The following is a 21,051-nucleotide window of genomic DNA, read 5'->3' on the forward strand; positions in this document are numbered from 1 at the left end:
CCGCTGTCCACCGGATGTCGGTGCCGGTTGACATCATCGAACACATGTTCGAACATGAGGGCATGCAGACGGCGACGGCACTCCGGTCGTCCGACGAGCGCAGCGACCGCGGACGCGGGGACCGCGAGCACGTCGGGCGGAACGGTGCTGCTCGCGGGGGCGCGGACGGGGCTCGCGGGGCCGACCACGTCGGAGCAGCGCGGGCGGCACTCGACCGGATCACCTCGCTGCGGTCGCGGGTGGCCGACATGGAGTCCACCCGGGTGGACACCGACGGGCTGCCCACCGCGGACGCCCTCGCCCCGCTGCTGCCGGGCGGTGCGATCCGCGCGGGTGGCACCTACGCCGTGCCGGAGTCGGTGCTGCTCGCCCAGACGATGCTGCAGGCGGCATCGGCGGCCGGCGCGTGGTGCGCAGTGGTCGGCGTGCCCTCGTTCGGTGTGGAGGCGGCGGCCGCGGCGGGGATCGACCTGGAACGACTCGTGCTGGTGCCGGACCCGGGCGACCAGTGGCTCGCGGTGACCGCGGCCCTCGCCGACGTCGCGCAGATCGTCCTCACCCGTCCCCTCGGCCGCGTGGTGCCCGGTGACGTCGCCCGGCTCTCCGCGCGTCTCCGGCAGCGCGGGGCCGCACTCGTCGCGCTCGGGTCCTGGCCCGGGGCGGACGTCACCCTGCGCGTCACCGAGTCCCGGTGGAGCGGGATCGGCCACGGTCACGGGTACCTCACCGAGCGACGGGTGACCGTCACCGCGTCGGGGCGCGCCGGTGCGGTCCGACCGACGAGCGCCGAACTGCTGCTGCCCGCTGCGGACGGCTCGGTCCGCGCGGCCGTCCCGACGACCGCGGTCGCCGCGGTGCCGGTCGACGAGCGGGTCCTGCGTCCCGTCGCGGTGGCGTCGTGAGCCCCCGCGGGCGCCGAGCGCTGGTGGGCACGCCGAAGGGCGGGGGAGCAGGCGCTGCACTGTCGGGCGTCGGGATGCCCGGTGTCGGGATGCCCGGTGCGGGAGCCGTCCGTGCCGACGCGCTCAGCCGGGGAGCGGGGCTGCCGGAACCCCCGCCGACCCGCACGATCGTCCTCTGGTGCCCGGACTGGCCCGTCATCGCGGCCGCCCGGGCAGCTGGCGCGCCTCCGGAACAACCGTTCGCCCTCATCGCCAAGGGCCTGGTCTTCGCCAGCTCCGCCTCGGCCCGGCAGGTCGGGGTGGTCCGAGGGTTGCGGGTGCGGGAAGCACAGGCACGCTGCACCGACCTCGTCACCCAGCCGTACGACGACGCGCTCGACCACCGTGCGTTCGAGCCGGTCATCCGCGCCATCGAGGAAGCAGCACCCGGGGTGGAGGTCCTGCGCCCCGGGACGATCGCGCTGCGGGCCCGCGGTCCGGCGCGCTACCACGGTGGAGAACGGGCCGCGGCGACCGTCCTGGCGGGCATCGCGGCCGACCACGGCGCACCGGGTGTCCGGGCCGGGGTGGCCGACACCCCGTTCGCCGCCGAGCAGGCCGCACGGGCACGACCGCGGCGGCCCGGGGAGCGCGTCCGGATGGTGCCGGTCGGCGGGTCGGCGGAGTTCCTCGCCCCGCTGCCGCTCGGCGTGCTCGGCGACCCGGACCTCGCGATGGTCCTCGGCCGACTCGGGATCGCGACGCTCGGGGACTTCGCCGCGCTCACCGACGAACAGGTGCGCGACCGGTTCGGCGTCCCCGGGGCGTTCCTGCACCGCCTGGCCGGCGGGCGCGACCCGCGGGAGGTCTCCGCGCGCGAGGTGCCGCCCGACCTCGAGGTCCAGGCGTCCTTCGAACCGCCCCTCGACCGCGCCGACCAGATCGCCTTCGCGTTCCGCCGCTCCGCCGACGACTTCGCCGCGAAGCTCCGTGCAGCCGGTCTCGTGGCGACGACGATCCGGGTCGGCATCGTCGACGAACGGGACGTCCTGCTCGAACGGGTGTGGGCGCACCCGCGGTGGTTCGACGCGGCCGACGTGGTGGACCGGGTGCGGTGGCAGCTCGCCGGCGGGGTCGACCCGACCGGGCTCGAGGCGCCGGTCACCTCGGTCGTGCTCGAACCCGTCGCGGTGGACGACCTCGCGAACCACGAGCGCGGACTCTGGGGCTCCGGACCCGACGAGCGGGTGCACCACGGCCTGGCCCGCGTACAGGGCATGGTCGGGCACGACGGTGTCGTCACGCCCCGGATCGGTGGCGGCCGCACGCTGGCGGAACGCGTCGTGCTCGTGCCGTGGGGGGACGCACCCGCCGGGGGCGAGCGCGCCCTCGCGGTGGTCCGGGACCGCCCATGGCCGGGCAAGCTGCCCGGGCCGCCGCCGGCGACGGTCCTCGAGCGGCCGCGCCCGGTGGACGTCGTCACGGCGGACGGCGGCCCGGTGGACGTCGACGACCGGGGCACCCTGACCGGCGAACCCGGACGCTTCCGGTCGGACGGCGACCGCGGCGGACGGTTCGCACCCGTCACGGCGTGGGCGGGGCCGTGGCCGCTCGTCGTGCGGTGGTGGGAGTCGGGCGGACGACGACTGCACCGCCTGCAGCTCGTCGACGCCGAGGGGCGGGCGTGGTACCTGGTCCTCGCCGACCACCGCTGGTGGGCAGAGGCGATCGCGACGTGAAGGACGGACACTGATGGGGTACAACAACCCGCCGATCCCGTGGTCGCAGTTCGAGCGCGCCCTCTCCGACAAGCGGAGCCCGGGGACGACCCCCGAGGGCGACGGCGGCGACAGTCCGGCCTGGTCGCGGAAGCGTGCGCCGTACCGTCCGGCGGACGTCGCCTCGCCGGACGCGCCGCCCGCCGTGCCGTACGCGGAACTCCACGCGCACTCCACCTTCAGCTTCCTGGACGGGGCGAGCCCGCCCGAGCACCTGCTCGAGGAGGCCGCGCGACTCGGCCTGCACGGACTGGCGATCACCGACCACGACGGCTTCTACGGTGCCGCGCGGATGGCCGAGGTCGCCGAGACGTACCCGAGCGTCACCACCGTCTACGGCGCCGAGCTGTCCCTCGGACTGACCGGACCGCAGAACGGCGTACCCGACCCGGAAGGCTCGCACCTGCTGCTCCTCGCCGACGGGCAGGACGGGTACCACCGGCTGGCCGGCGCGGTGACGGCCGCGCACCTCGCCGCGGGCTCCGAGAAGGGGCGTCCCCGGTACGACCTCGACGACCTCGCCGAGCGGTCGGGCGGACGGTGGCGGGTGCTCACCGGCTGTCGGAAGGGCACCGTCCGCCAGGCCCTCGAACGCGGCGGCGAGAGCGCTGCCGACCAGGCGCTGCGGGCGCTGCTCGACCGGTTCGGGACGGGCTCCGTCGTCGTGGAGCTCTCCGACCACGGGGACCCGCTCGACAGCGCCCGGAACGACGTCCTCGCCGCGCTCGCCGCCCGGCACGCGCTGCCCGTCGTGGCGACCGGGAACGTGCACTACGCCACCCCGGACCGGTTCCCGGTGGCGACCGCCCTGGCCGCCGTCCGCGCCCGGCGCAGCCTGGACGAGATCGACGGGTGGCTGCCCGCCGCCGACACCGCGCACCTCCGGTCCGGCGCCGAGATGGCCAGGCGGTTCGCCCGGTGGCCGGGTGCCGTCGAACGGAGCGTGGTGCTCGCCGACGAACTCGGCTTCCAGCTGAAGACCGCGAAGCCCGGGCTGCCCGACCTCGACGTGCCGGACGGCCACACGGCGATGACCTGGCTGCGCGAACTCACCTGGCGTGGGGCCCGCCGGTTCTACCCCGGGGACGCGGACGGCGTCGACGCGCACAAGCGGGAGCGCATCGAACGCGAGCTGTCGGTCATCGAGGACAAGGGCTTCCCCGGGTACTTCCTCATCGTGCGCGACATGGTGCAGTTCGCCCGCGAGCGGGGGATCCTCTGCCAGGGGCGGGGTTCGGCCGCGAACTCGGCGGTCTGCTACCTGCTCGAGATCACCGCCGTCGACTCGATCCGGTACGGCCTGCCGTTCGAGCGGTTCCTGTCGGCCATGCGCGACGAGGAACCGGACATCGACGTGGACTTCGACTCCGACCGGCGCGAAGAGGTCATCCAGTACGTCTACGACAAGTACGGCCGGTTCAACGCCGCGCAGGTCGCGAACGTCATCACCTACCGGCCGAAGGGCGCGGTGCGGGACATGGCGAAGGCACTCGGACACAGCCCCGGACAGCAGGACGCCTGGTCGAAGCAGGTCGAACGGTGGGGTTCGGTCACCGAGAGCCAGGACCACGACATCCCGGAGCCGGTGGTCGACCTGGCCCAGCAGGTCCTCGGGTTCCCGCGGCACCTCGGCATCCACTCCGGCGGGATGGTCCTGACCGACCGGCCGGTGGGCGAGGTCGTGCCGATCGAGCACGCCCGGATGGACGGTCGGACCGTGCTGCAGTGGGACAAGGACGACTGCGCGTACATGGGGCTCGTGAAGTTCGACATGCTCGGACTCGGCATGCTCGCCGCGCTGCAGTACTCGTTCGACCTGGCCGCCGACCACTGCGGGGAGCGGTGGGACATGCACTCCATCCCGAAGGAGGAGCAGGGCGTCTACGACCAGCTCTGTCGCGCGGACACGATCGGCGTGTTCCAGGTGGAGTCCCGTGCGCAGATGGGCACGCTGCCCCGGTTGCTGCCGCGTCGGTTCTACGACCTCGTGATCGAGGTCGCCCTCGTGCGTCCCGGGCCGATCCAGGGCGGGGCGGTGCACCCGTACATCCGCCGGCGCACGGGTGAGGAACCGGTGACCTACATCCACCCCGCGCTCGAACCGGTGCTGGAACGGACGCTCGGGGTCCCGCTGTTCCAGGAGCAGCTCATGCAGATGGCCATCGCGGTCGGGAACTGCTCCGGGGACGACGCCGACCTGCTCCGTCGGGCGATGGGGTCGAAGCGCGGCCTCGAGAAGATCGACCGGCTCCGGGACAAGCTCTACCGGGGCATGGCGGAGAACGACATCCACGGCGAGGACGCCGACGCCATCTACGCCAAGATCCAGGCGTTCGCGAACTTCGGCTTCGCGGAGAGCCACTCGATCAGCTTCGCGCTCATCGTCTACGCGAGCGCGTGGATGCGGCTGCACTACCCGGGGGCGTTCCTGGCGGCGCTGCTCCGCGCGCAGCCGATGGGGTTCTACTCGCCGCAGACCCTCGTCGCCGACGCCCGCCGGCACGGGGTCCGCGTGCTCCGGCCGGACATCCTGCGGTCCGAGGTCGACGCGACGCTCGAACCGATCGAGGGTCTGACGGACGCGGTCGGGGACGACGCCTGCCTGGCCACCGAGCAGCCACCGGTGCTGCCGTTCGACCGGGACGCCCCCGACGACACCGCCGCACACCGTCGTGACGGTGCCTCCGCCGTGCGGCTCGGCCTCGCCGAGGTCGCGTCGCTCGGCCGCCGGAGCGCCGAGCGGATCGTCGCCGAGCGGCGGGCGAACGGACCGTTCACGGACATGTCCGACCTCGCACGCCGGGTCGGCCTCACCACCGCGCAGCTCGAGGCGCTCGCCGCCGCGGACGCGTTCGAGTCGCTCGGGGTCGATCGTCGTGGTGGCATGTGGTCGGCGGCGCAGGCGGCGGCGGAGCGCCCCGACCAGCTGCCGGACACCCAGGTCGTCGTGCAGCCGCCGCTGTTCGGGCAGATGACGAGCGGGGACGTCCTCATCGCGGACATGTGGTCGACGGGGATGTCCACGGACGACCACCCCGTCGGGCACCTCCGCGAGCGGTTGTCGGCGCGCGGGGTGCTCAGCGTCGAGGACACCAGGACGGCGGAGACCGGCCGGCGCGTGGAGGTCGGCGGGATCGTGACGCACCGGCAGCGCCCGGCGACGGCGTCGGGGATCACGTTCCTCAACGTCGAGGACGAGTCCGGCCTGGTGAACGTCATCTGCAGCGTCGGGGTGTGGGCCCGGTACCGCCGGGTGGCACGGGAGTCCCCTGCGGTCATCGTGCGGGGGATCCTCGAGCGGTCACCGGACGGGGTGGTCAACCTCGTCGCGGACCGCATCGAGCACCTCCCGCTCGCCGTCCGGACACGGTCGCGGGACTTCCAGTGACCGCCGCTCCCGTCCCCGGGACGCACCGCTGGTGACGACACACCGGGAGCCTGTGACGCGCACCGACCGCCGCTTCCGTCCGGGTCAGTGCGCTGCGCGCACCGCCGGAGCGTCCCGCACCTCGGGCACCCGAACGGTCACCTCGAGCCCACCCGTCGGCAGGTTGCGGAGGGCCGCCGTGCCGCCCGCCCGTTCCGCCACCGCCCGCACGATCGCGAGCCCGAGGCCGGACCCGCCCGGCATCGGGACCCCGCCGGTGGTCGGGTCCGGGTCGCGGCGGGACGTGCGGGCCTCGTCGGGTCGGGTGAAGCGGTCGAACGCGACCGGCACGAACGACTCCGGGACGCCGGGGCCGTCGTCCGTGACCTGCAGCACCCCCTCGCCGGAGGCGGCCCGCCAGCTGACGAGCACGGTGCCTCCGCGGGGGAGCGCCGCGACGGCGTTGCCGGCGGTGTTCGTGACGAGCTGTGCCATGCCCCCGGTGTCGAGCCGGTACCGCGGCTCGTCGGAACCGTCGGAACCGTCGGAACCGTCGGAACCGTCGGCCACGGTCGGCGGTTCGAGTTCGAAGTCGACGGTGACGTCCTTCGCGCTCGCGATGAGCCGCACCCGGTCGACGGCGGCCATCACCTCGTCACCGAGGTCCGACCAGGTCGTGGCGGACTGCGGGGCACCGTCGGCCGCGCGGCGCTCCGACTCCTCGATCCGCGAGAGCGTGAGCAGGTCGTTGGCCAGTCGGGAGAGCCGGGCGACGCTGTTCTTCGCCCGCTCGATGTGCGCGGCGAGTGCGCGGGCGTCATCCCGGTCGAGCGCGGCGAGGTCGAGCTGCGTGGTGAGGATCGCCAGCGGTGTGCGGAGCTCGTGGCTCGCGTCCGAGACCATCTGGCGCTCGCGTTCGGTGGCCTGTCGCGTCCGCGCCAGGAAGGCGTTGAGGGTCGTCGCGAGCGAGGCGAGTTCGTCCTGCGCCGGGCCGACCGGCAACTCGGCACGTTCGGGGGCGACGGACAGCCGCTCGGCTTCGCGACGCATCCGGTTGACCGGACGGAGTGCGGTGGTGGCCAGCACCCACGACGCGACGCCGAAGGCCAGGAGGATCGCCAGACCGGTGAAGGACAGCGTCGTGGTGAGTTCGTCGACGACGATCGCCTCGGCCTGCGAGTTGCGGGCAGCGACGACGGTCCAGCGACCGGCCTGGTTCACCGGGTGTTCGACGACCACGCGGTACTGGGACCCGCCGAGCTCGACGACCGAGGTGCCGGCCGGCGTCGTCCGCAGACTGCCGAGCGACTGCTCGAGGCGGCGCGGCATCGAGGACAGGGTGATCTCACCGGTGGGGGAGACCACGGCGACGAACTGGGCGTTGCCGGGTGGTGAGAGGTTCGGGTCGCTGTCGACCTCGAGCGTCGCGACGTACGGGTCCGTGTCGGCGTCGAGCAGGGTCTCGGTGGCGCTCGCCACGACGTTGACCACCTGCAGGCGCATCACGAGCACGAGCAGGGCGATGACGACGGCGGCGATGACGGTCGACCCGATCGTGATCCGGGCGCGCAACGACAGCGACCGCAGCCGGGACGGCCGGCGCCCCGGCACCCGCCCCGCGGTCACGCCGCCGTCCGACCGCACCACGCGGTCGTCAGGCCGTGACGAGGTCGAGCCGGTAGCCCCGACCGCGCACGGTGCTGATGGCCACGGTGGCCTCCTGCGCGACGAGCTTCTTCCGCAGGTAGGAGATGTACTGCTCGACGACGTTCGGGTCCACGTGCTGCGACCCGTCCCAGACCTCCTCGAGGATCTTCGGCCGGTCGACGACGGTGCCGACCGAGCGCGCGAGGAGGCGCAGCAGGGCGAACTCGGTGGGGCTCATCGCGACCCGCTGCCCCTTGACGGACACACGACGGGCCTCCGAGTCGATGGAGACGTCCCCGACCTCGATGGTGCGCGGGGCGCCGGTCGGCTCGCGACGCCCCAGTGCCCGCAGACGTGCGGTGAGCTCGGCGAAGGCGAAGGGCTTGGTGAGGTAGTCGTCCGCGCCCGCGTCGAGCCCGAACACACGGTCGTCGACGGCGTCCCGCGCGGTCACGAGCAGGATCCGGACCGGGTCCTCGCGCTCGCGGACGCGCCGCGCCAACTCGAAGCCGGACATGCCGGGCATCATCACGTCGACCACGGCGATGTCGTAGGGCTGCTCGCCCAGGGCGATGAGTGCCTCCACACCGTTCTCGACCGCGGTGACGCGGTACCCCTCGGCGGCGAGCCCGCGCTCCATGAGCGCGCGCATCTCGTCGTCGTCCTCGACCACCAACAAGCGCATCTGGACCTCCTGCGACCATCGTGGCACCGAACGCGGACCGCGTGGGCGGTTCCGTCGTCACAACGCCTGAGCAGCGACACAGCCGACCGGTGCGGGCTGCGGTCAGTGGACACCCGAGACTGACGGGTACTGACGGTACCCCCTTCGTTGCTATGCTCCGCCTCGGACGCTGCACCCGACAGACCGTCCTGTACTTGGGGGAAGCATGCACGACCCGGACCTTCCGGAGATCGTCCGCCTGCGCGCCGAGCTCGACTCCGCCTGGAAGGGCGTCGTCGGCCTCGGAGCGCTCGACGGACCACACCGCGACCGCGTGGTCGCCGACCTGCGCACGGCCGTGCCGGACAGCGCCGGTCGCGCAGCACGGGCGGTCGGACCGGAGGCGGTGGTCGCCGAGATCGGCCGGTTCGCCGACGTGGAGATGGGCACCTCGGACCCGACGTGGCCCGCAGCCGACGTCTGGCGCGAGGTGCTGTCCACCGCCACCGAGGCCGCACGGGCAGCGGGCGAGCGGGTCTGCTGAACCGGGGGCCGGCGTCAGTCGTCCTCGCCGAGGAGTTCCTCGCGCACGCGTCGGACGTCCTCGAGCAGGGCCCCGATGAGCACCCAGTGCCGGGAGTTCGGCCGGACCACCGCGAGCGGGGCCGTCAGGGCGTGCTCGAGCGTGGCGTCCTCCGGACCGTCGTCGAGTTCACCCGGCGTCAACCGCGCTGACTCGACCTGTGCACCGAGGCGTCGGACGTCGGCACCGATCCGGGCGACCTCGGTGGCGATCCGACCGACCATCGGGTCGGCCCGCAGGTCGGGGGCGGTGTTGTCCCGGACGGCACGGGTCATGCCGGTCACGCGCGTGACGAGGACCCGCAGGTGTTCGGCGACCGCGACGTCGCGCTCGAGGATCGTGCGGTGCCGGCCGCCACGCGGGTTCATCGTGAGGGAGTCGCGCGCCGACGTCAGCGCCGCCTCGGTCCTGCCGTGCTGCTGGCGGAGTGCGCGGGCCTGGCGGAGTGCCTCGTCCCACCGTCCGGCGTCCCACCCCTCGGTCAGTCCGACGGCGATCCGCTCGAACGCGGCGGCGGTGTCACGGGCGAGCCGCGCGACCGCCAGGTGCGCGGGTTCGATGAGCACCGGCGGGACGATGACGGCGTTCACCGCGAGGGCGACGACCGCGCCGACCACGGTCTCGAGGATCCGGTCGGCCGAGTAGTTCGGCGTGACGACACCCGCGGTGAGCACGAGCATGCCGCTGATGCCGACCTGCGTCGCGGAGGTCGGTGTGAGCCGCAGTGCCCAGGCGAGCAGGATCGCGAGGACGACGACGAGCAGGACGACCGCGACGGCGTCGCCGAGGAGCAGGTGCACCCCGGTGGCGAGCACCACGCCGAGCAGCACGCCCGCGCTCCGCTCGAGGCCCTTGACGAACGACTGGTTGATGCTCGGCTGGACGACGAGCAGGGCGGCGATCGCGGCGAAGGTCGGGAAGGGCCCGCGGATGAGCAGTTCGCACAGGAGCACCGCCGCGACCACCGCCACCGCGGTCTTCACGACCTGCAGGAAGGGTGTGCGACTCGAGCTGCGGAGGGGCGCGACCGGGTTCACGCTCCCACGGTAGCCACGAGCCGCACGCCGAGCCGGGCACGAACGCGACGGATCCCCGGTGACACGGTTGACTGTGGACGTGTGGCCGAACCATGAGCGAGTCATCCCCGAGGCCTTCGCGGGGTCCGGGACGACGGTCGTCGCCGCGCGCGCTCACTCGGTCGAGCCGTCCGGCAACGGCTACCTGTACGGCTACGAGGTGGACACCGTCGACCGGGCCGGCCAGCGCGCCACCGTCCTGACCTACGTCGACACCGGTGGCACCCACGACCAGAACAGCGCCATCGTCACCGACCCGACGACCGGCGACCCGGTGTCGGTGTGGGCCTACCCGAACGACCCGGGCCTCCCGGTCCTGCCGCAGGTGACGTACCGCGACGCCGTCGCCGAGCTCCTCACCACGCTCGGGCTGCCGGTGACGAACCCGACGCTGACGGTCGCCGCGTACCGACCGGGGAAGCGCGCCGTCGTCCGCGTGGACGCCCCGGAACGGACCCTGTTCATCAAGATCGTCCGTCCGCACCGGGTCGCCCCGATCGTCCGGACCCACGAGCAGTTCGCCGCCGCCGGCCTCCCCGTGCCGCGGGTGCTGGCGAGCCGCGGCGACGGACTGCTCGTCCTCGAACTCGTCCGCGGCGTGCCCGCCGGCAGCCGGATCACCGACATCGCCGACGACCCGCGGTTCGTGGCGTCCCTCGCCGCGCTCACCGGGCGGATCGCCACGGTGCCGATGACGCAGCAGGCCCGGGCCGACGCGATGGACCACGCCGACTGGCACCGTCGGACGCTGACGACTGCGCTCCCCGGCGACGCCGAGGAGATCGACCGGCTGTACGACGCCATCGGCCGCCGCTCCATCGGGTGGGCCGCGGGCCAGAAGCAGGTCGTGCACGGGGACCTGCACCTCGAGCAGGTGTTCGTCGACGAGGACGAGCCCTGGCGCATCTCCGGCCTGCTCGACATCGACACCGCCGGCTGGGGACACCCGGTGCGGGACATCGGCGCCGTGGTCGCGCACCTCGTCGTCACCGGGCTCTGGCACCGGTCGCGCGGGGACGCCGAGCGTGGGGCCGCCGCCGAGCGTCTCGCCGACGCCGTCGCCCGCGACTGGGTCGCCCGCAACCCGCAGGAGGCCGAGCGCATCGGACCCGCCATCGGCGCGCAACTCCTCGCCCACGCCGGCGGCCAGGCCACCACCGGGTCGGCGAACGGCATCGCGACGGCGGAGCAGCTGCTCGCCGCGACGCGGGCCGCCCTGGCGGAGCCGGCCCCGAGCCTCCCGTCCGGCTCCGGCCGTCCGCGGTCCGCGCCGAGCGTCTGACCAGCGGTCCCGACGAGGACGGTTCCGGCTGCGGTCAGGTGGTCAGCGTGGCCGCGCGTCGACGGCGACCGGCCGGGAGGCCCGCCACGCGCGGCGGGCGGGGAGTCGCCTCCGACGTCGGCTGGGGAGTAAACTGACCGCGCACGCACCGCGTGCTCGTATGTCGCGTCGATTCCTGCCGCGACGACCGGTCGCCTGACCGGTGCGGGTGCCGGATCCGCGTCGTCCGGGTTCGGACCTCCTGGGGTGGGCCTCTCATCGAGGCGTGGCCCTCCGGAGGGCGGAGCTCTCCGGGGGCACAGTTCCGGGACGACGCGTGCGTGCGACGGCGCCGGACCTCCCGCGCAGGCCGTTCCATCGACCACCGGTCCTCACCCTGGGCCGTGCGATGCGGTCAGCCGGACGATCCGGTGCGCTCCGGGCCACGGCGGCCCGGGGAGGACCCGGGTGCGACGGACGCACCGACACGACTTCCGCCCGTACCGGGTGGCTCGCCCCGACGAGGGCGGAACAGGAGGAGCCTTGGCTCGATCAGGTACCCGCCGCGCTGCCGGTGGCACGCGGACGGCGTCGCGCCGGACCCGGCCGCTCGACAACGACGGCCTCATCCCCGTCCTCGCCCGTGCCGTCCGCGAGGTCGAGGCCGCCGCGCAGCGCGGAGCCCTCAAGGCCACGAACCGCACGAAGTTCCAGGCAGTGGCGCTGCTCATGCGTGAGGAGCGCGCCCGCGTGAAGGCGGACACGACGCTCACCGACGCACAGCGTGCCGAGCAGCTCAAGCGCCTGGACGGCGTCGCGACGATCCTGGCGAAGACCGCCGCCCGGGACACCAGCGTCATCCAGCTCCTGACCGAGGAGGCCGCGGTCTCCGAGGCCACCCGCACCGTGAAGCGCGACATGATGATCGCCGCCGGCATGGAGCTCCAGCCCGAGGACCTCGTCATCGCGGCCGAACCCACCGCGGCGGTGGAGACCCCCGAGCGTGCCGTCGTGCCGCAGGCGGTCGTGCAGCGCCAGCTCGCCAACCCGTTCCTGCCGCCGGACTTCGCGCTCGCCGACCAGCCCGTCGCCCATCCCCGCCGGCTGGCGAACTGGGAGCTCTTCGGTCCGCTGTTCAAGTCGTTCGAGTACGGCGCCGGCGGGGGAGCAGCGTCCATGCCGCTGCCCGAGCCCGCGTCGCTGCACACCCCCTCCGGTGTGACGCTGATGAAGCACCAGGCCGAGCTCGTCACCTCCGCCGCGCAGGGACACCGCACCTTCCTGCTCGCCGACGAACCGGGTCTCGGCAAGACCGCGCAGTCGCTCCTCGCGGCGGACGCGGCCAAGGCCTTCCCGCTGCTCGTCGTCGTCCCGAACGTCGTCAAGACGAACTGGGCGCGCGAGGCCGAGCGCTGGGTGCCGAACCACCGCGCGACCGTCATCCACGGTGACGGGCAGGACCTCGACGGCTTCGCCGACATCCTCATCGTCAACTACGAGATCCTCGACCGGCACGTCGGCTGGCTCGGCACGTTCGGCTTCAAGGGCATGGTCGTCGACGAGGCACACTTCATCAAGAACAAGGAGTCGCAGCGCTCGAAGTACGTGCTGCAGCTCGCCGAGAAGATCCGGGAGCGGACGGCGAACCCGCTGCTCATGGCCCTGACCGGTACCCCGCTCATCAACTCCGTCGAGGACTTCCGCACCATCTGGGAGTTCCTCGGCTGGATCGACGACAAGAAGCCCCGCGCGCAGCTCATGAACGAGCTCGAGGAGATCGGGCTCACCCCGGCAGACCAGGGCTTCTTCACCGAAGCGCGGAAGGCCGTGATCGACCTCGGCATCGTCCGACGGCGCAAGGTCGACGTCGCGGCGGACATCCCCGCCCGCCGGATCGCCGACATCCCCGTCGAGCTCGACGGCGACGAGGGCCGCTCCATCCGCGACGCCGAGCGCGAGCTCACCGCGAAGCTCGTCAAGCGGTACCACCAGGCGCTCGCCGCCCGCACTGGCCAGGACCCGGTCGTCGGCATCGACGAGAAGCTCGTCCGCCAGGTCGCCCGCTGGGAGCTCGAGGACCAGGACGCCTCGTCCACCGGCGAGAACGTGTTCTCCATGGTGCGGCGCATCGGCCGGGCCAAGGCGCAGCTCGCGGCGGACTACGCGGCGCAGCTCGCCTCGAACGTCGGCAAGGTGGTGTTCTTCGCGAAGCACCTCGACGTGATGGACCAGGCGGAAGAGGTCTTCGCCCGTCGGCACCTGCGCACGGCGACGATCCGCGGCGACCAGACGCCGGCGCAGCGCACGGCCGAGATCGACTCGTTCGTGAACGACCCGGACGTGGCCGTCATCGTCTGCTCGCTCACCGCGGCGGGTGTCGGGCTCAACCTGCAGGTGGCGTCCAACGTCGTCCTCGCCGAGCTGTCCTGGACGAGCGCCGAGCAGACCCAGGCGATCGACCGCGTGCACCGCATCGGGCAGGAGGAGCCGGTCACCGCATGGCGCATCATCGCCGCGCAGACGATCGACACGAAGATCGCCGAGCTCATCGACAGCAAGGCCGGACTCGCGGCCCGGGCGCTCGACGGCTCGGACGAGGAGGTCGTCGACTCCGGCGACATCCAGCTCGACGCCATGGCCGCGCTGCTCATGGACGCGCTCAGCCGCTAGCGCTCGGTGCGGCGCTCGCTGCCCAGCCCCGGCGCCGTTCGGCACCGCACAACAGGAACCCGCTCGAACCACGGACGTCCGTGGTTCGAGCGGGTTCTCGTTGTGCTGGGCCAGCTCGCGCCGGGCCGCGCCGCGCGCGTCAGACGCGCGACTGGACCTCCGCCAGGGACGGGTTCGTCGCGGTGCTGCCGTCCGGGAACACCAGGGTCGGCACGGTCTGGTTGCCGCCGTTGACCTCGGCGACCAGCTCGGCGGTGCCCGGCGTCTGCTCGATGTCGACCTCGCGGAAGGGCACACCGGCCTTGGTCATCTGGTTCTTCAGCCGGGCGCAGTAGCCGCACCAGCTCGTGGTGAACATGGTGACGCCGCCGGCCTGGGGCACGAACGCGTCACGGGTGATCGTCTCGCTCATGTCCTCATTCTCGCCCTGCTCCCCGGGAGGCTCTTGACCGGGTTGTCCTACATAGCTAGGTTACGAGCATGGAACCGTTGCTCCGCGTCACCGCTCCGACGCTCGACGTCCTCACCGCCCTGCTCGCGGCAGAGGGCCCGGCCTGGGGGCTGCAACTCATCAAGGTGGTCGGACGGCCGTCCGGCACCGTGTACCCGATCCTCGAACGACTCGAGCGTCAGGGGTGGGTCGACTCCAGCTGGGACGACGACGCCGAGCGTTCCGGGCCCCGTCGCCGCCTCTACGAGTTCACCGCCGACGGGCGTCAAGCTGCGGACGAGCTCGTCGACGCTCGACGAACAGCCGACGCCGCAGCCACCCGTCCCGCACCGCGCCCGAGCACCCGGCCGGTGACCTCGTGACCGCGTTCAGCCGCGCCCTCGTCGCCGCCGCCGTGGCCATCTCACCCGCCGAGCACCGCCCGGTCCGGCGCGAGCAATGGCAGGCGGACCTGCGCGACGCGGCCGACTTCGGGCTCTCACCGACGGCGTTGGCCTTCGGCGCCTTCACCACCGCACTGTTCCACCGCCGAGGGGTTCGGCGTACCACCTGGGGAGAGACCATGACCACCGCACCGTTCTCGAAAGCGGCGACACCACACACCATCCGCACCGTCCCGGTGCTGGTCAGGGTCGCCGTCCTGGCGATCCTGATGACCGGACCGTGGCTGATCCTGCAGCCCAACTACGGGTACGAGAGCGACCTCGACCGCACCGTCGGCGTGATCGGTTTCTGGCTCCTGTCGTACCTGGTCCCGGGCGCAGCGGTGACCGCGGCGGCCTTGCTCCTGCCCGGATCGAGTCCCGGTCGCCGTCGCCTCGGTGCCGCGTTGATCGCGGCCGCTGCGGTCGGTGCGGTCGTCACCCCGCTCGTCGTCCCGGATTCTGGTTGGCCCGTCAGCATCCTGCCGGCGGTGCTGCCGTCCCTCCTCGCGCTCGCCGGCTGGCTCGTCGCGATCGAGGCGCCACGACGCGGCTGGCTGCTCCTGCTCGTTCCGCTCGGAGTGGCGACCCTGATCGAGAGCGGCGCGCTGTGGGTGGTCGTCCCGATCCGGCTGCAGCCGTGCATCATCTCCCTGCTCGGGCTCGCCGTGGTCGTCGCCGGGCTCCTGGCCTGGCGAACCGCTCGGTCCAGCCGAGGCACCCGTGGTGAGGAGCATGCCGCCACCCTGGTAGACAGGACCGCGTGAGCGACACCCACCTCGAGATCGAGCGCACCTACGACCTGCCCGACGGAGCCCCGCTCCCCGACCTGATCGGCGTCGGCGGCATCATGCGGGCTGACCACCAGGAGCCGTTCGAGCTCGACGCCACCTACTGGGACACGCAGCGGTACGACCTCGTCGCCGCGCACGTCACCGTCCGCCGTCGCACCGGGGGACACGACGCCGGCTGGCACATCAAGCGCGCCGAGTCCGACACCGTCCGGCACGAGCAACACTTCCCGCTCACCGAGGACCCGGACACCGTGCCCGACGAGGTCCTCGCCGCCCTGTTCACCGAGCGCCGGGGCCGCGGACTGCACCCGGTCGTCCGCATCACCACCACCCGCACCGTCACCCGCCTGCTCGACGAGGACGGCGACCAGATCGCCGAACTCGCGGACGACCGGGTCGTCGCCGAACGGCTCGACGACGACGCTCCGGCCGACCCGCGCACCTGGCGGGAGGTCGAGGTCGAGACCCTCGGCGGTGTGGACGAACAGGTCGCTCACGAGCTCTTCGCCGCGCTCGACGGTCGGTTCGCGACCGTCGGCGCCGGCCCCGCCGCAGTCGCGTCCAAGCTGGCACGCGGGCTCGCCGGCGCACCGGCACCGCGCCTCCAGACCGTCGACCGTCCCGAGAAGGGGACGACCGCGCGCATCCTCACGAAGCGTCTCGGGAAGCTGCGCTCCGCGCTGCTCGGCCAGGAGGCCCGGCTGCGGTCCGGCGAGAACGCTGAGCTCCGCGACGTGGCCGCGACGACGCTGGAGATCGCGGCGATCCTGCAGACCTACCGACCCGCGTTCGCCGCCGGTGACGCCGTCGACCGCGCCGTCGCCGGCGCCGACGCCCTCGCCGACGTGGCCGCCCGCGCCGCGCTCGCCGAGTACCTGGTCGAGCGGCTGCCGCGGGCGTCGACGCCGGCGCAGGACGCCCTCGTCGACGCCATGACCCGCGAACGCATCCTCGCCGCCACGCGCGAGCGACGCGACTCCGCGGTGCGGGACGTCGTCGCGGCGCTGCACGGGGAGCCGTTCCTGGAGCTCCTCGACGCCCTCGACGACGCCGTCGAGCGGCCCGCCCCGACGGCGTGGGCGCTCCGGTCGCCGAAGAAGGTCGCCCAGGACGTCACCGCCACGGTGAAGCCCCACGTCCGGGAGCTCGTGCGCGACGCCGTGGCCGACGACACCTCCGACACGGCGGCCGCACGCGAAGCAGCCGACCGGGCTGCGACCGAACTGGCCTGGCAGGGGACGATGCGCGCACGACTCGCGATGGACGTGCTCGGGGACGACGCCTTCCCGCACGCACTGTGGAAGCGCATCGGGACCGCCGCCGACGTCCTCACCGAGCGGGTGCGGTCGCTGTACGCACTCGACGCGCTCCGCACGCACTCCGGGATCGCCGATCGCGGAGGCGAAGGGACGTTCGGGTACGGCGTGCTCGCCGGCGACCGGGTCCGGCTGGCGGAGGAGTCCTACGACGAGGCGGTGCACGCGCTCAACCGCGTGTGACCGTCGGACACGACGACGGCGCGCACCCGGGTCGGGTGCGCGCCGTCGTCGTGTCGGTCGCGGGGTCCGCTCAGCCGGCCGCGATCGGGTTCGCCGTCGCGGCCGCGGGGGAGACGTCGGCCAGACCGAGGACGTCGAGCAACCAGGCCAGTTCGAACGCCCGCTCCTTCCACGAGTCGTACCGTCCGCTGACGCCACCATGGCCGGCGGCCATCTCCGTCTTCAGCAGGACGGGAGCCCCGACCTCGCGGAGCTTCGCGGTCCACTTCGCCGGCTCGACGTACAGCACGCGGGTGTCGTTGATCGAGGTCACGGCGAGGATGCGCGGGTACTGCACGTCGTCGCGGACGTTCTCGTACGGCGTGTACTCGCTCATGTAGCGGTAGACCTCGGCATCGTGCAGCGGGTCGCCCCACTCGTCCCACTCGATCACCGTGAGCGGCAGGTCCGGGTCGAGGATGCTCGTCAGCGCGTCGACGAACGGCACCGCGGCGAGGATGCCCGCGAACCGCTCGGGGGCCAGGTTCGCCACCGCGCCCATCAGGAGCCCACCGGCGCTGCCGCCCTCGGCCACGAGCTGGTCGGCGCTCGTCCGACCGCTGTCGATCAGGTGCTCGGCGACGGCGACGAAGTCCGTGAAGGTGTTCTTCTTCGTGAGGGTCTTGCCGTCCTCGTACCAGTGCCGGCCCATCTCGCCACCACCGCGGACATGCGCGACCGCGAAGACCACCCCGCGGTCGAGCATCGACAGGCGCATGACGCTGAAGCCGGGGTCGATCGAGTGCTCGTACGACCCGTAACCGTAGAGGTGCAGCGGCGCCGGGGCGTCCGCGTCGACGGCGTCCTTGCGCCACACCAGCGAGATCGGGACGCGGGTGCCGTCGGCAGCGGTCGCCCAGTCGCGCTCCTGCACGTAGTCGGCCGGGTCGTACCCGCCCAGCACCGGCTGCCGCTTCAGGACGGTCACCTGTCCGGTCGTCAGGTCGAGGTCGCTCACCTCGGACGGCGTCACGAAGGACGTGTACCCGAGGCGGAGGGTCGGCTGGTCCCACTCGGGGTTGCCGCCGAGTCCGGCCGAGAACAGTGCCTCGTCGAAGGGGACCTCGTGCGGTTCGCCGTAGCCGTCGCCCTCGATCGGGATGACGGCGATCCGGGGGAGCGCCTCGGACCGGTACTCGAGCGCGAGGTGCCCGGCGAAGGCGTCCACCGACTCGATGCGCCGCTCCTCGTGGTGCGGGACGACCACGCGGCGGTCGGAGGTCGAGGTCGGGTCGTCCGCGGGCACGTCGACCAGCTCGAAGTTCTCCGCGCCGTCGTTGTGCAGGACGAGCAGACGGTCGCTGCCCCCGACGATCGCGTGCTCGATCTCGTACTCCACGCCCTCGCGACGCGGCCACACGACACGGAACTCGCCCGTGGGGTCGGACGCGTCGAGGACGAGCGCCTCGGAGGTGATCTTCGACCCGAGCTCGATGACGATGTACTGCGACGAACGGGTGACCCCGACGCCGACCCAGTACCGGTCGTCCGGTTCCTCGAACACGACCACGTCGGCGTCCGCCGCGGTGCCGACCTCGTGCCGCCAGATGCGGTCCGGGCGCCAGGACTCGTCCACCGTCGGGTAGAAGACGTACCGCCCGGAGGGGTCGAACGTCGCGCCGGCTCCGGTGTTCGGGATGGTGTCGGGCAGGTCCTGCCCGGTCTCGAGGTCGCGGACGGCGAGCGTGTACCGCTCGTCGCCCTCGACGTCGACGCCGTACACGAGGCGGCTGCCGTCGTCGCTGATGTCGTACGTGCCGAGCGAGAAGAAGTCGTGTCCGTCGGCGAGGGCGTTGCCGTCGAGGACGACCTCCTCGCCCGGGAGGGTGGCTGAGCCCTCGTCGAGGGACGGCGGCGTCCAGTCGTCCGGCCCGCTGATCGGGGCGCGGCACTGCACGCCGTACTGGCTGCCCTCGCTCGTGCGGGTGAAGTACCACCACTGGCCCATCCGCACCGGCACCGAGAGGTCGGTCTCCTGCACGCGGCTCTTCACCTCGTCGAACAGGCGGTCCCGCAGCGCACCGAGGTGCTCGGTCTGCGCTTCGGTGTACCGGTTCTCGGCCTCGATGTACGCGACGGTGTCCGGGGACTCCTTGTCACGGAGCCATTCGTAGTCGTCGACGAAGTCGATGCCGTGGTGGGTCCGCGTCACGGGCCGCTTGGCGGCGGTCGGCGGGGTGGTCACGTCGTGCTCGCTGGTCACCGGCCCACCCTATGCGTTCGGGATGGAGGCCCGTCCCGGCTCCGGACGGAACGCTCGAGGCGCTCGATCCCGCCGGCATCGTCGGAGAGTGAGCCTCGTCGCGCTGATGCTCGCGCAGGGTGCAGTTCGGTCCGTGACCGGCCCCTCCGACACCACGTCGGCAGAAGGGGTGCTGGTCGGTTGCTCCGTCGCCTGTCATGATCGCGTCGTTCTCGACACTTCCGAGTGAGAGGGGGCATCAGTGGATGACGACACCGAAGCCGACGCAGCACTGGCTCGTCGGCTCGCGGACGGGGACCGGACGGCGCTGGCCGACGCGTTCGACCGGTTCGCGCCGACCCTGACGCGCTACGCGTGGGCGCTGGCCGACAGCCGACAGGACGTCGAGGAACTCGTGCAGGACACCTTCCTCACGCTCTGGCAGAAGGCTGCCGGACTCGACCTGGCCACGAGTGCGCTGCTGCCGTGGCTGCTCGTGGTGTGCCGCAACCACGCCCGCAACCAGGCCCGACGCTCGGCGAAGAACCGCGGGGACGAGCTCCCCGAGGAGCTCGCGGCGCATCCGGGTGCCGACGAGGCCCGCGAACGCCTGCGCTGGGTCCGCGACGAGATCGCAGCACTGGCACCCACCGACCGACGCATCTGCGAGCTGTGCCTGCTCGAGGGCCACTCCTACGCCGAGGCCGCGCAGATCCTCGGCCTCAGCGTCGGGGCGGTCACCCAGCGGGTCTCCCGCTCGCGCGCACGACTGAAGAAGGCGGTGATGCACGATGAACACTGAGCCCCCCACCGGAGACGACCTGCAGCGGATGCTCGTCTCGATGAAGCACACGGTCCTCGACCGCGCCGAGGACCGTCGCACCGCACCGCGCCGTCGCGGCCGACGTGCCGGTGTCGCGATCGGCGTGATCGCGCTGCTCGGCCTCGGCGCCACGAGCGGCGCTGTCGCCCTCGGGATGATCCCGCAGCCCTTCACGGCCTCGGCCCCCGCGCCGTCGCCCAGCCCCACCGGACCAGCGATGCCCAGCACGCCGGCAGCGGCACCGGTCCAGGAGATCCCCGACCCCACACCGACACCCACGGGCACGAAGGGCGCCTTCGCGCTCAACGACCCCTCCACGTGGACCATCTCCGGTTCTGAAGTCGGGCCGATCGCGATCGGCGGTGCGTTCGAGGCCGAGGGCGACGACCTCGGCGTCGCTTACCGGTCACTTCCACCAGGCGAAGGCTCGTGCAAGGTACCGGGCACGTGGGCACGCGAGGGCTACTCGACCATCGAGCTCGCCTGGGAGGAGACGGAAACCTCCGGCGCCCTCGTCAGATCGGTGTCCGGCGTTCTGATCACGGCGGAGGACGGCGGCACTCCGACGAGCCTGGTGCCCGGCCCGACGACGGCAGCTGGGATCGGTGTCGGTTCGACGATCGGGGAGGTCCGTGCGGTGTACCCGACGCTGGTCAACTCGGCGCCGGACTTCTCGGGCCCGGGGTCGATGTGGGACGTCACACGAGCTGACGGTGTACTGCGCTTCCAGGTCGGAACTGACGGGGAACACGTGAACGCCATCTGGGTCAGTACCGATCCGAACCGACCGATGGCCGTCTGTGGTGCCTGAATCGGCCCGTTCCGCGGTGGAACTGGTCTCCCTCCAGGCTGTCGAGTCGAACGGTCCATCAGGAACCTCAGCTCGTGGATCGTGCGTCCACGACCGGTCTGTT

General features: G+C 72.8%; 16 protein-coding genes. 11 read left to right on the forward strand and 5 right to left on the reverse strand.

Going from position 1 to position 21,051, the window contains the following annotated elements; genetic code table 11:
- Nucleotides 1-44: 44 nt before the first annotated feature.
- From imuA' to DEJ34_RS05170, 3 genes are all read left to right on the forward strand, one after another.
- Nucleotides 45-902 carry a DnaE2-dependent mutagenesis accessory factor ImuA' gene (imuA', locus tag DEJ34_RS05160; protein WP_181419394.1) on the forward strand — a complete coding sequence of 286 codons (858 nt, stop codon included), beginning with the start codon at nt 45-47 and terminating at the stop codon, nt 900-902.
- A gap of 89 nt (nt 903-991) precedes the next feature.
- Nucleotides 992-2,620 carry a DNA polymerase Y family protein gene (locus DEJ34_RS05165; protein WP_110912041.1) on the forward strand — a complete coding sequence of 543 codons (1,629 nt, stop codon included), beginning with the start codon at nt 992-994 and terminating at the stop codon, nt 2,618-2,620.
- A 13-nt stretch (nt 2,621-2,633) separates the two neighbouring features.
- A complete protein-coding gene (locus DEJ34_RS05170; RefSeq protein ID WP_110900713.1) occupies nt 2,634-6,047 on the forward strand; it encodes an error-prone DNA polymerase in 3,414 nt (1,137 codons plus the stop codon).
- A gap of 84 nt (nt 6,048-6,131) precedes the next feature.
- Here the strand turns inward: DEJ34_RS05170 and DEJ34_RS05175 are convergent, their stop codons facing one another.
- Nucleotides 6,132-7,652, reverse strand: a complete 1,521-nt coding sequence (locus DEJ34_RS05175) for a sensor histidine kinase (protein ID WP_110912040.1) — start codon at nt 7,650-7,652, stop codon at nt 6,132-6,134.
- Nucleotides 7,653-7,680: 28 nt separating this feature from the next.
- Nucleotides 7,681-8,358: a response regulator transcription factor gene (locus tag DEJ34_RS05180; RefSeq protein ID WP_110823845.1), complete on the reverse strand. Its 678-nt coding sequence runs from the start codon at nt 8,356-8,358 to the stop codon at nt 7,681-7,683.
- 205 nt (nt 8,359-8,563) lie between these two features.
- On the opposite strand from DEJ34_RS05180, the gene DEJ34_RS05185 reads away from it, so the two are divergent.
- A complete protein-coding gene (locus DEJ34_RS05185) occupies nt 8,564-8,881 on the forward strand; it encodes a hypothetical protein (RefSeq protein WP_110823846.1) in 318 nt (105 codons plus the stop codon).
- A gap of 14 nt (nt 8,882-8,895) precedes the next feature.
- Here DEJ34_RS05185 and DEJ34_RS05190 read toward each other — a convergent pair whose 3' ends face one another.
- The gene (locus tag DEJ34_RS05190; RefSeq protein WP_284180709.1) at nt 8,896-9,957 is read right to left on the reverse strand and encodes an FUSC family protein; all 1,062 of its coding nucleotides are present in this window, start codon (nt 9,955-9,957) and stop codon (nt 8,896-8,898) included.
- A gap of 79 nt (nt 9,958-10,036) precedes the next feature.
- On the opposite strand from DEJ34_RS05190, the gene DEJ34_RS05195 reads away from it, so the two are divergent.
- Both DEJ34_RS05195 and DEJ34_RS05200 read left to right on the forward strand, forming a co-directional pair.
- Nucleotides 10,037-11,278, forward strand: a complete 1,242-nt coding sequence (locus tag DEJ34_RS05195) for an aminoglycoside phosphotransferase family protein (RefSeq protein ID WP_181422260.1) — start codon at nt 10,037-10,039, stop codon at nt 11,276-11,278.
- A gap of 522 nt (nt 11,279-11,800) precedes the next feature.
- Entirely contained in the window at nt 11,801-13,927 is a 2,127-nt protein-coding gene (locus tag DEJ34_RS05200) for a DEAD/DEAH box helicase (RefSeq protein ID WP_110823848.1), read from the forward strand.
- A 139-nt stretch (nt 13,928-14,066) separates the two neighbouring features.
- Here DEJ34_RS05200 and DEJ34_RS05205 read toward each other — a convergent pair whose 3' ends face one another.
- Nucleotides 14,067-14,339: a mycoredoxin gene (locus DEJ34_RS05205; RefSeq protein ID WP_110824018.1), complete on the reverse strand. Its 273-nt coding sequence runs from the start codon at nt 14,337-14,339 to the stop codon at nt 14,067-14,069.
- A gap of 68 nt (nt 14,340-14,407) precedes the next feature.
- Here DEJ34_RS05205 and DEJ34_RS05210 point away from each other — a divergent pair, with 68 nt between their 5' ends.
- Genes DEJ34_RS05210 through DEJ34_RS05220 form a run of 3 tightly spaced genes read left to right on the forward strand, consistent with a single transcriptional unit; the run spans nt 14,408 to nt 17,093 of the window.
- Entirely contained in the window at nt 14,408-14,740 is a 333-nt protein-coding gene (locus DEJ34_RS05210) for a PadR family transcriptional regulator (protein WP_110890540.1), read from the forward strand.
- The gene (locus DEJ34_RS05215; protein ID WP_110911575.1) at nt 14,737-15,567 is read left to right on the forward strand and encodes a hypothetical protein; all 831 of its coding nucleotides are present in this window, start codon (nt 14,737-14,739) and stop codon (nt 15,565-15,567) included. The genes DEJ34_RS05210 and DEJ34_RS05215 overlap by 4 nt, the downstream gene beginning before the upstream one ends.
- Complete coding sequence (locus DEJ34_RS05220) at nt 15,564-17,093, forward strand: CYTH domain-containing protein (RefSeq protein WP_110911576.1); 1,530 nt, start codon at nt 15,564-15,566, stop codon at nt 17,091-17,093. The genes DEJ34_RS05215 and DEJ34_RS05220 overlap by 4 nt, the downstream gene beginning before the upstream one ends.
- A 70-nt stretch (nt 17,094-17,163) precedes the next feature.
- Here the strand turns inward: DEJ34_RS05220 and DEJ34_RS05225 are convergent, their stop codons facing one another.
- On the reverse strand, nt 17,164-19,335 hold the full coding sequence (locus tag DEJ34_RS05225) for a S9 family peptidase (RefSeq protein ID WP_110911577.1): 2,172 nt from the start codon (nt 19,333-19,335) through the stop codon (nt 17,164-17,166).
- A gap of 241 nt (nt 19,336-19,576) precedes the next feature.
- On the opposite strand from DEJ34_RS05225, the gene DEJ34_RS05230 reads away from it, so the two are divergent.
- Together DEJ34_RS05230 and DEJ34_RS05235 are read left to right on the forward strand one after the other, a co-directional pair.
- Nucleotides 19,577-20,116 (forward strand): RNA polymerase sigma factor, encoded by a 540-nt coding sequence (locus DEJ34_RS05230; RefSeq protein ID WP_110900719.1) that lies wholly within the window; start codon nt 19,577-19,579, stop codon nt 20,114-20,116.
- The gene (locus tag DEJ34_RS05235; RefSeq protein WP_146236934.1) at nt 20,106-20,948 is read left to right on the forward strand and encodes a hypothetical protein; all 843 of its coding nucleotides are present in this window, start codon (nt 20,106-20,108) and stop codon (nt 20,946-20,948) included. The genes DEJ34_RS05230 and DEJ34_RS05235 overlap by 11 nt, the downstream gene beginning before the upstream one ends.
- Nucleotides 20,949-21,051 lie beyond the last annotated feature (103 nt).

This window comes from Curtobacterium sp. MCPF17_050, from assembly GCF_003224435.2.
Lineage (GTDB): Bacteria > Actinomycetota > Actinomycetes > Actinomycetales > Microbacteriaceae > Curtobacterium.

Excerpts from the sequence above, each read along its gene's own strand:
- DEJ34_RS05180 (WP_110823845.1), bottom strand. The coding sequence starts at position 8,358 with ATGCGCTTGTTGGTGGTCGAGGACGACGACGAGATGCGCGCGCTCATG.
- DEJ34_RS05165 (WP_110912041.1), top strand. The coding sequence starts at position 992 with ATGCCCGGTGCGGGAGCCGTCCGTGCCGACGCGCTCAGCCGGGGAGCG.
- DEJ34_RS05235 (WP_146236934.1), top strand. The coding sequence starts at position 20,106 with ATGAACACTGAGCCCCCCACCGGAGACGACCTGCAGCGGATGCTCGTC.
- DEJ34_RS05205 (WP_110824018.1), bottom strand. The coding sequence starts at position 14,339 with ATGAGCGAGACGATCACCCGTGACGCGTTCGTGCCCCAGGCCGGCGGC.
- DEJ34_RS05185 (WP_110823846.1), top strand. The coding sequence starts at position 8,564 with ATGCACGACCCGGACCTTCCGGAGATCGTCCGCCTGCGCGCCGAGCTC.
- DEJ34_RS05170 (WP_110900713.1), top strand. The coding sequence starts at position 2,634 with ATGGGGTACAACAACCCGCCGATCCCGTGGTCGCAGTTCGAGCGCGCC.
- imuA' (WP_181419394.1), top strand. The coding sequence starts at position 45 with ATGTTCGAACATGAGGGCATGCAGACGGCGACGGCACTCCGGTCGTCC.
- DEJ34_RS05210 (WP_110890540.1), top strand. The coding sequence starts at position 14,408 with ATGGAACCGTTGCTCCGCGTCACCGCTCCGACGCTCGACGTCCTCACC.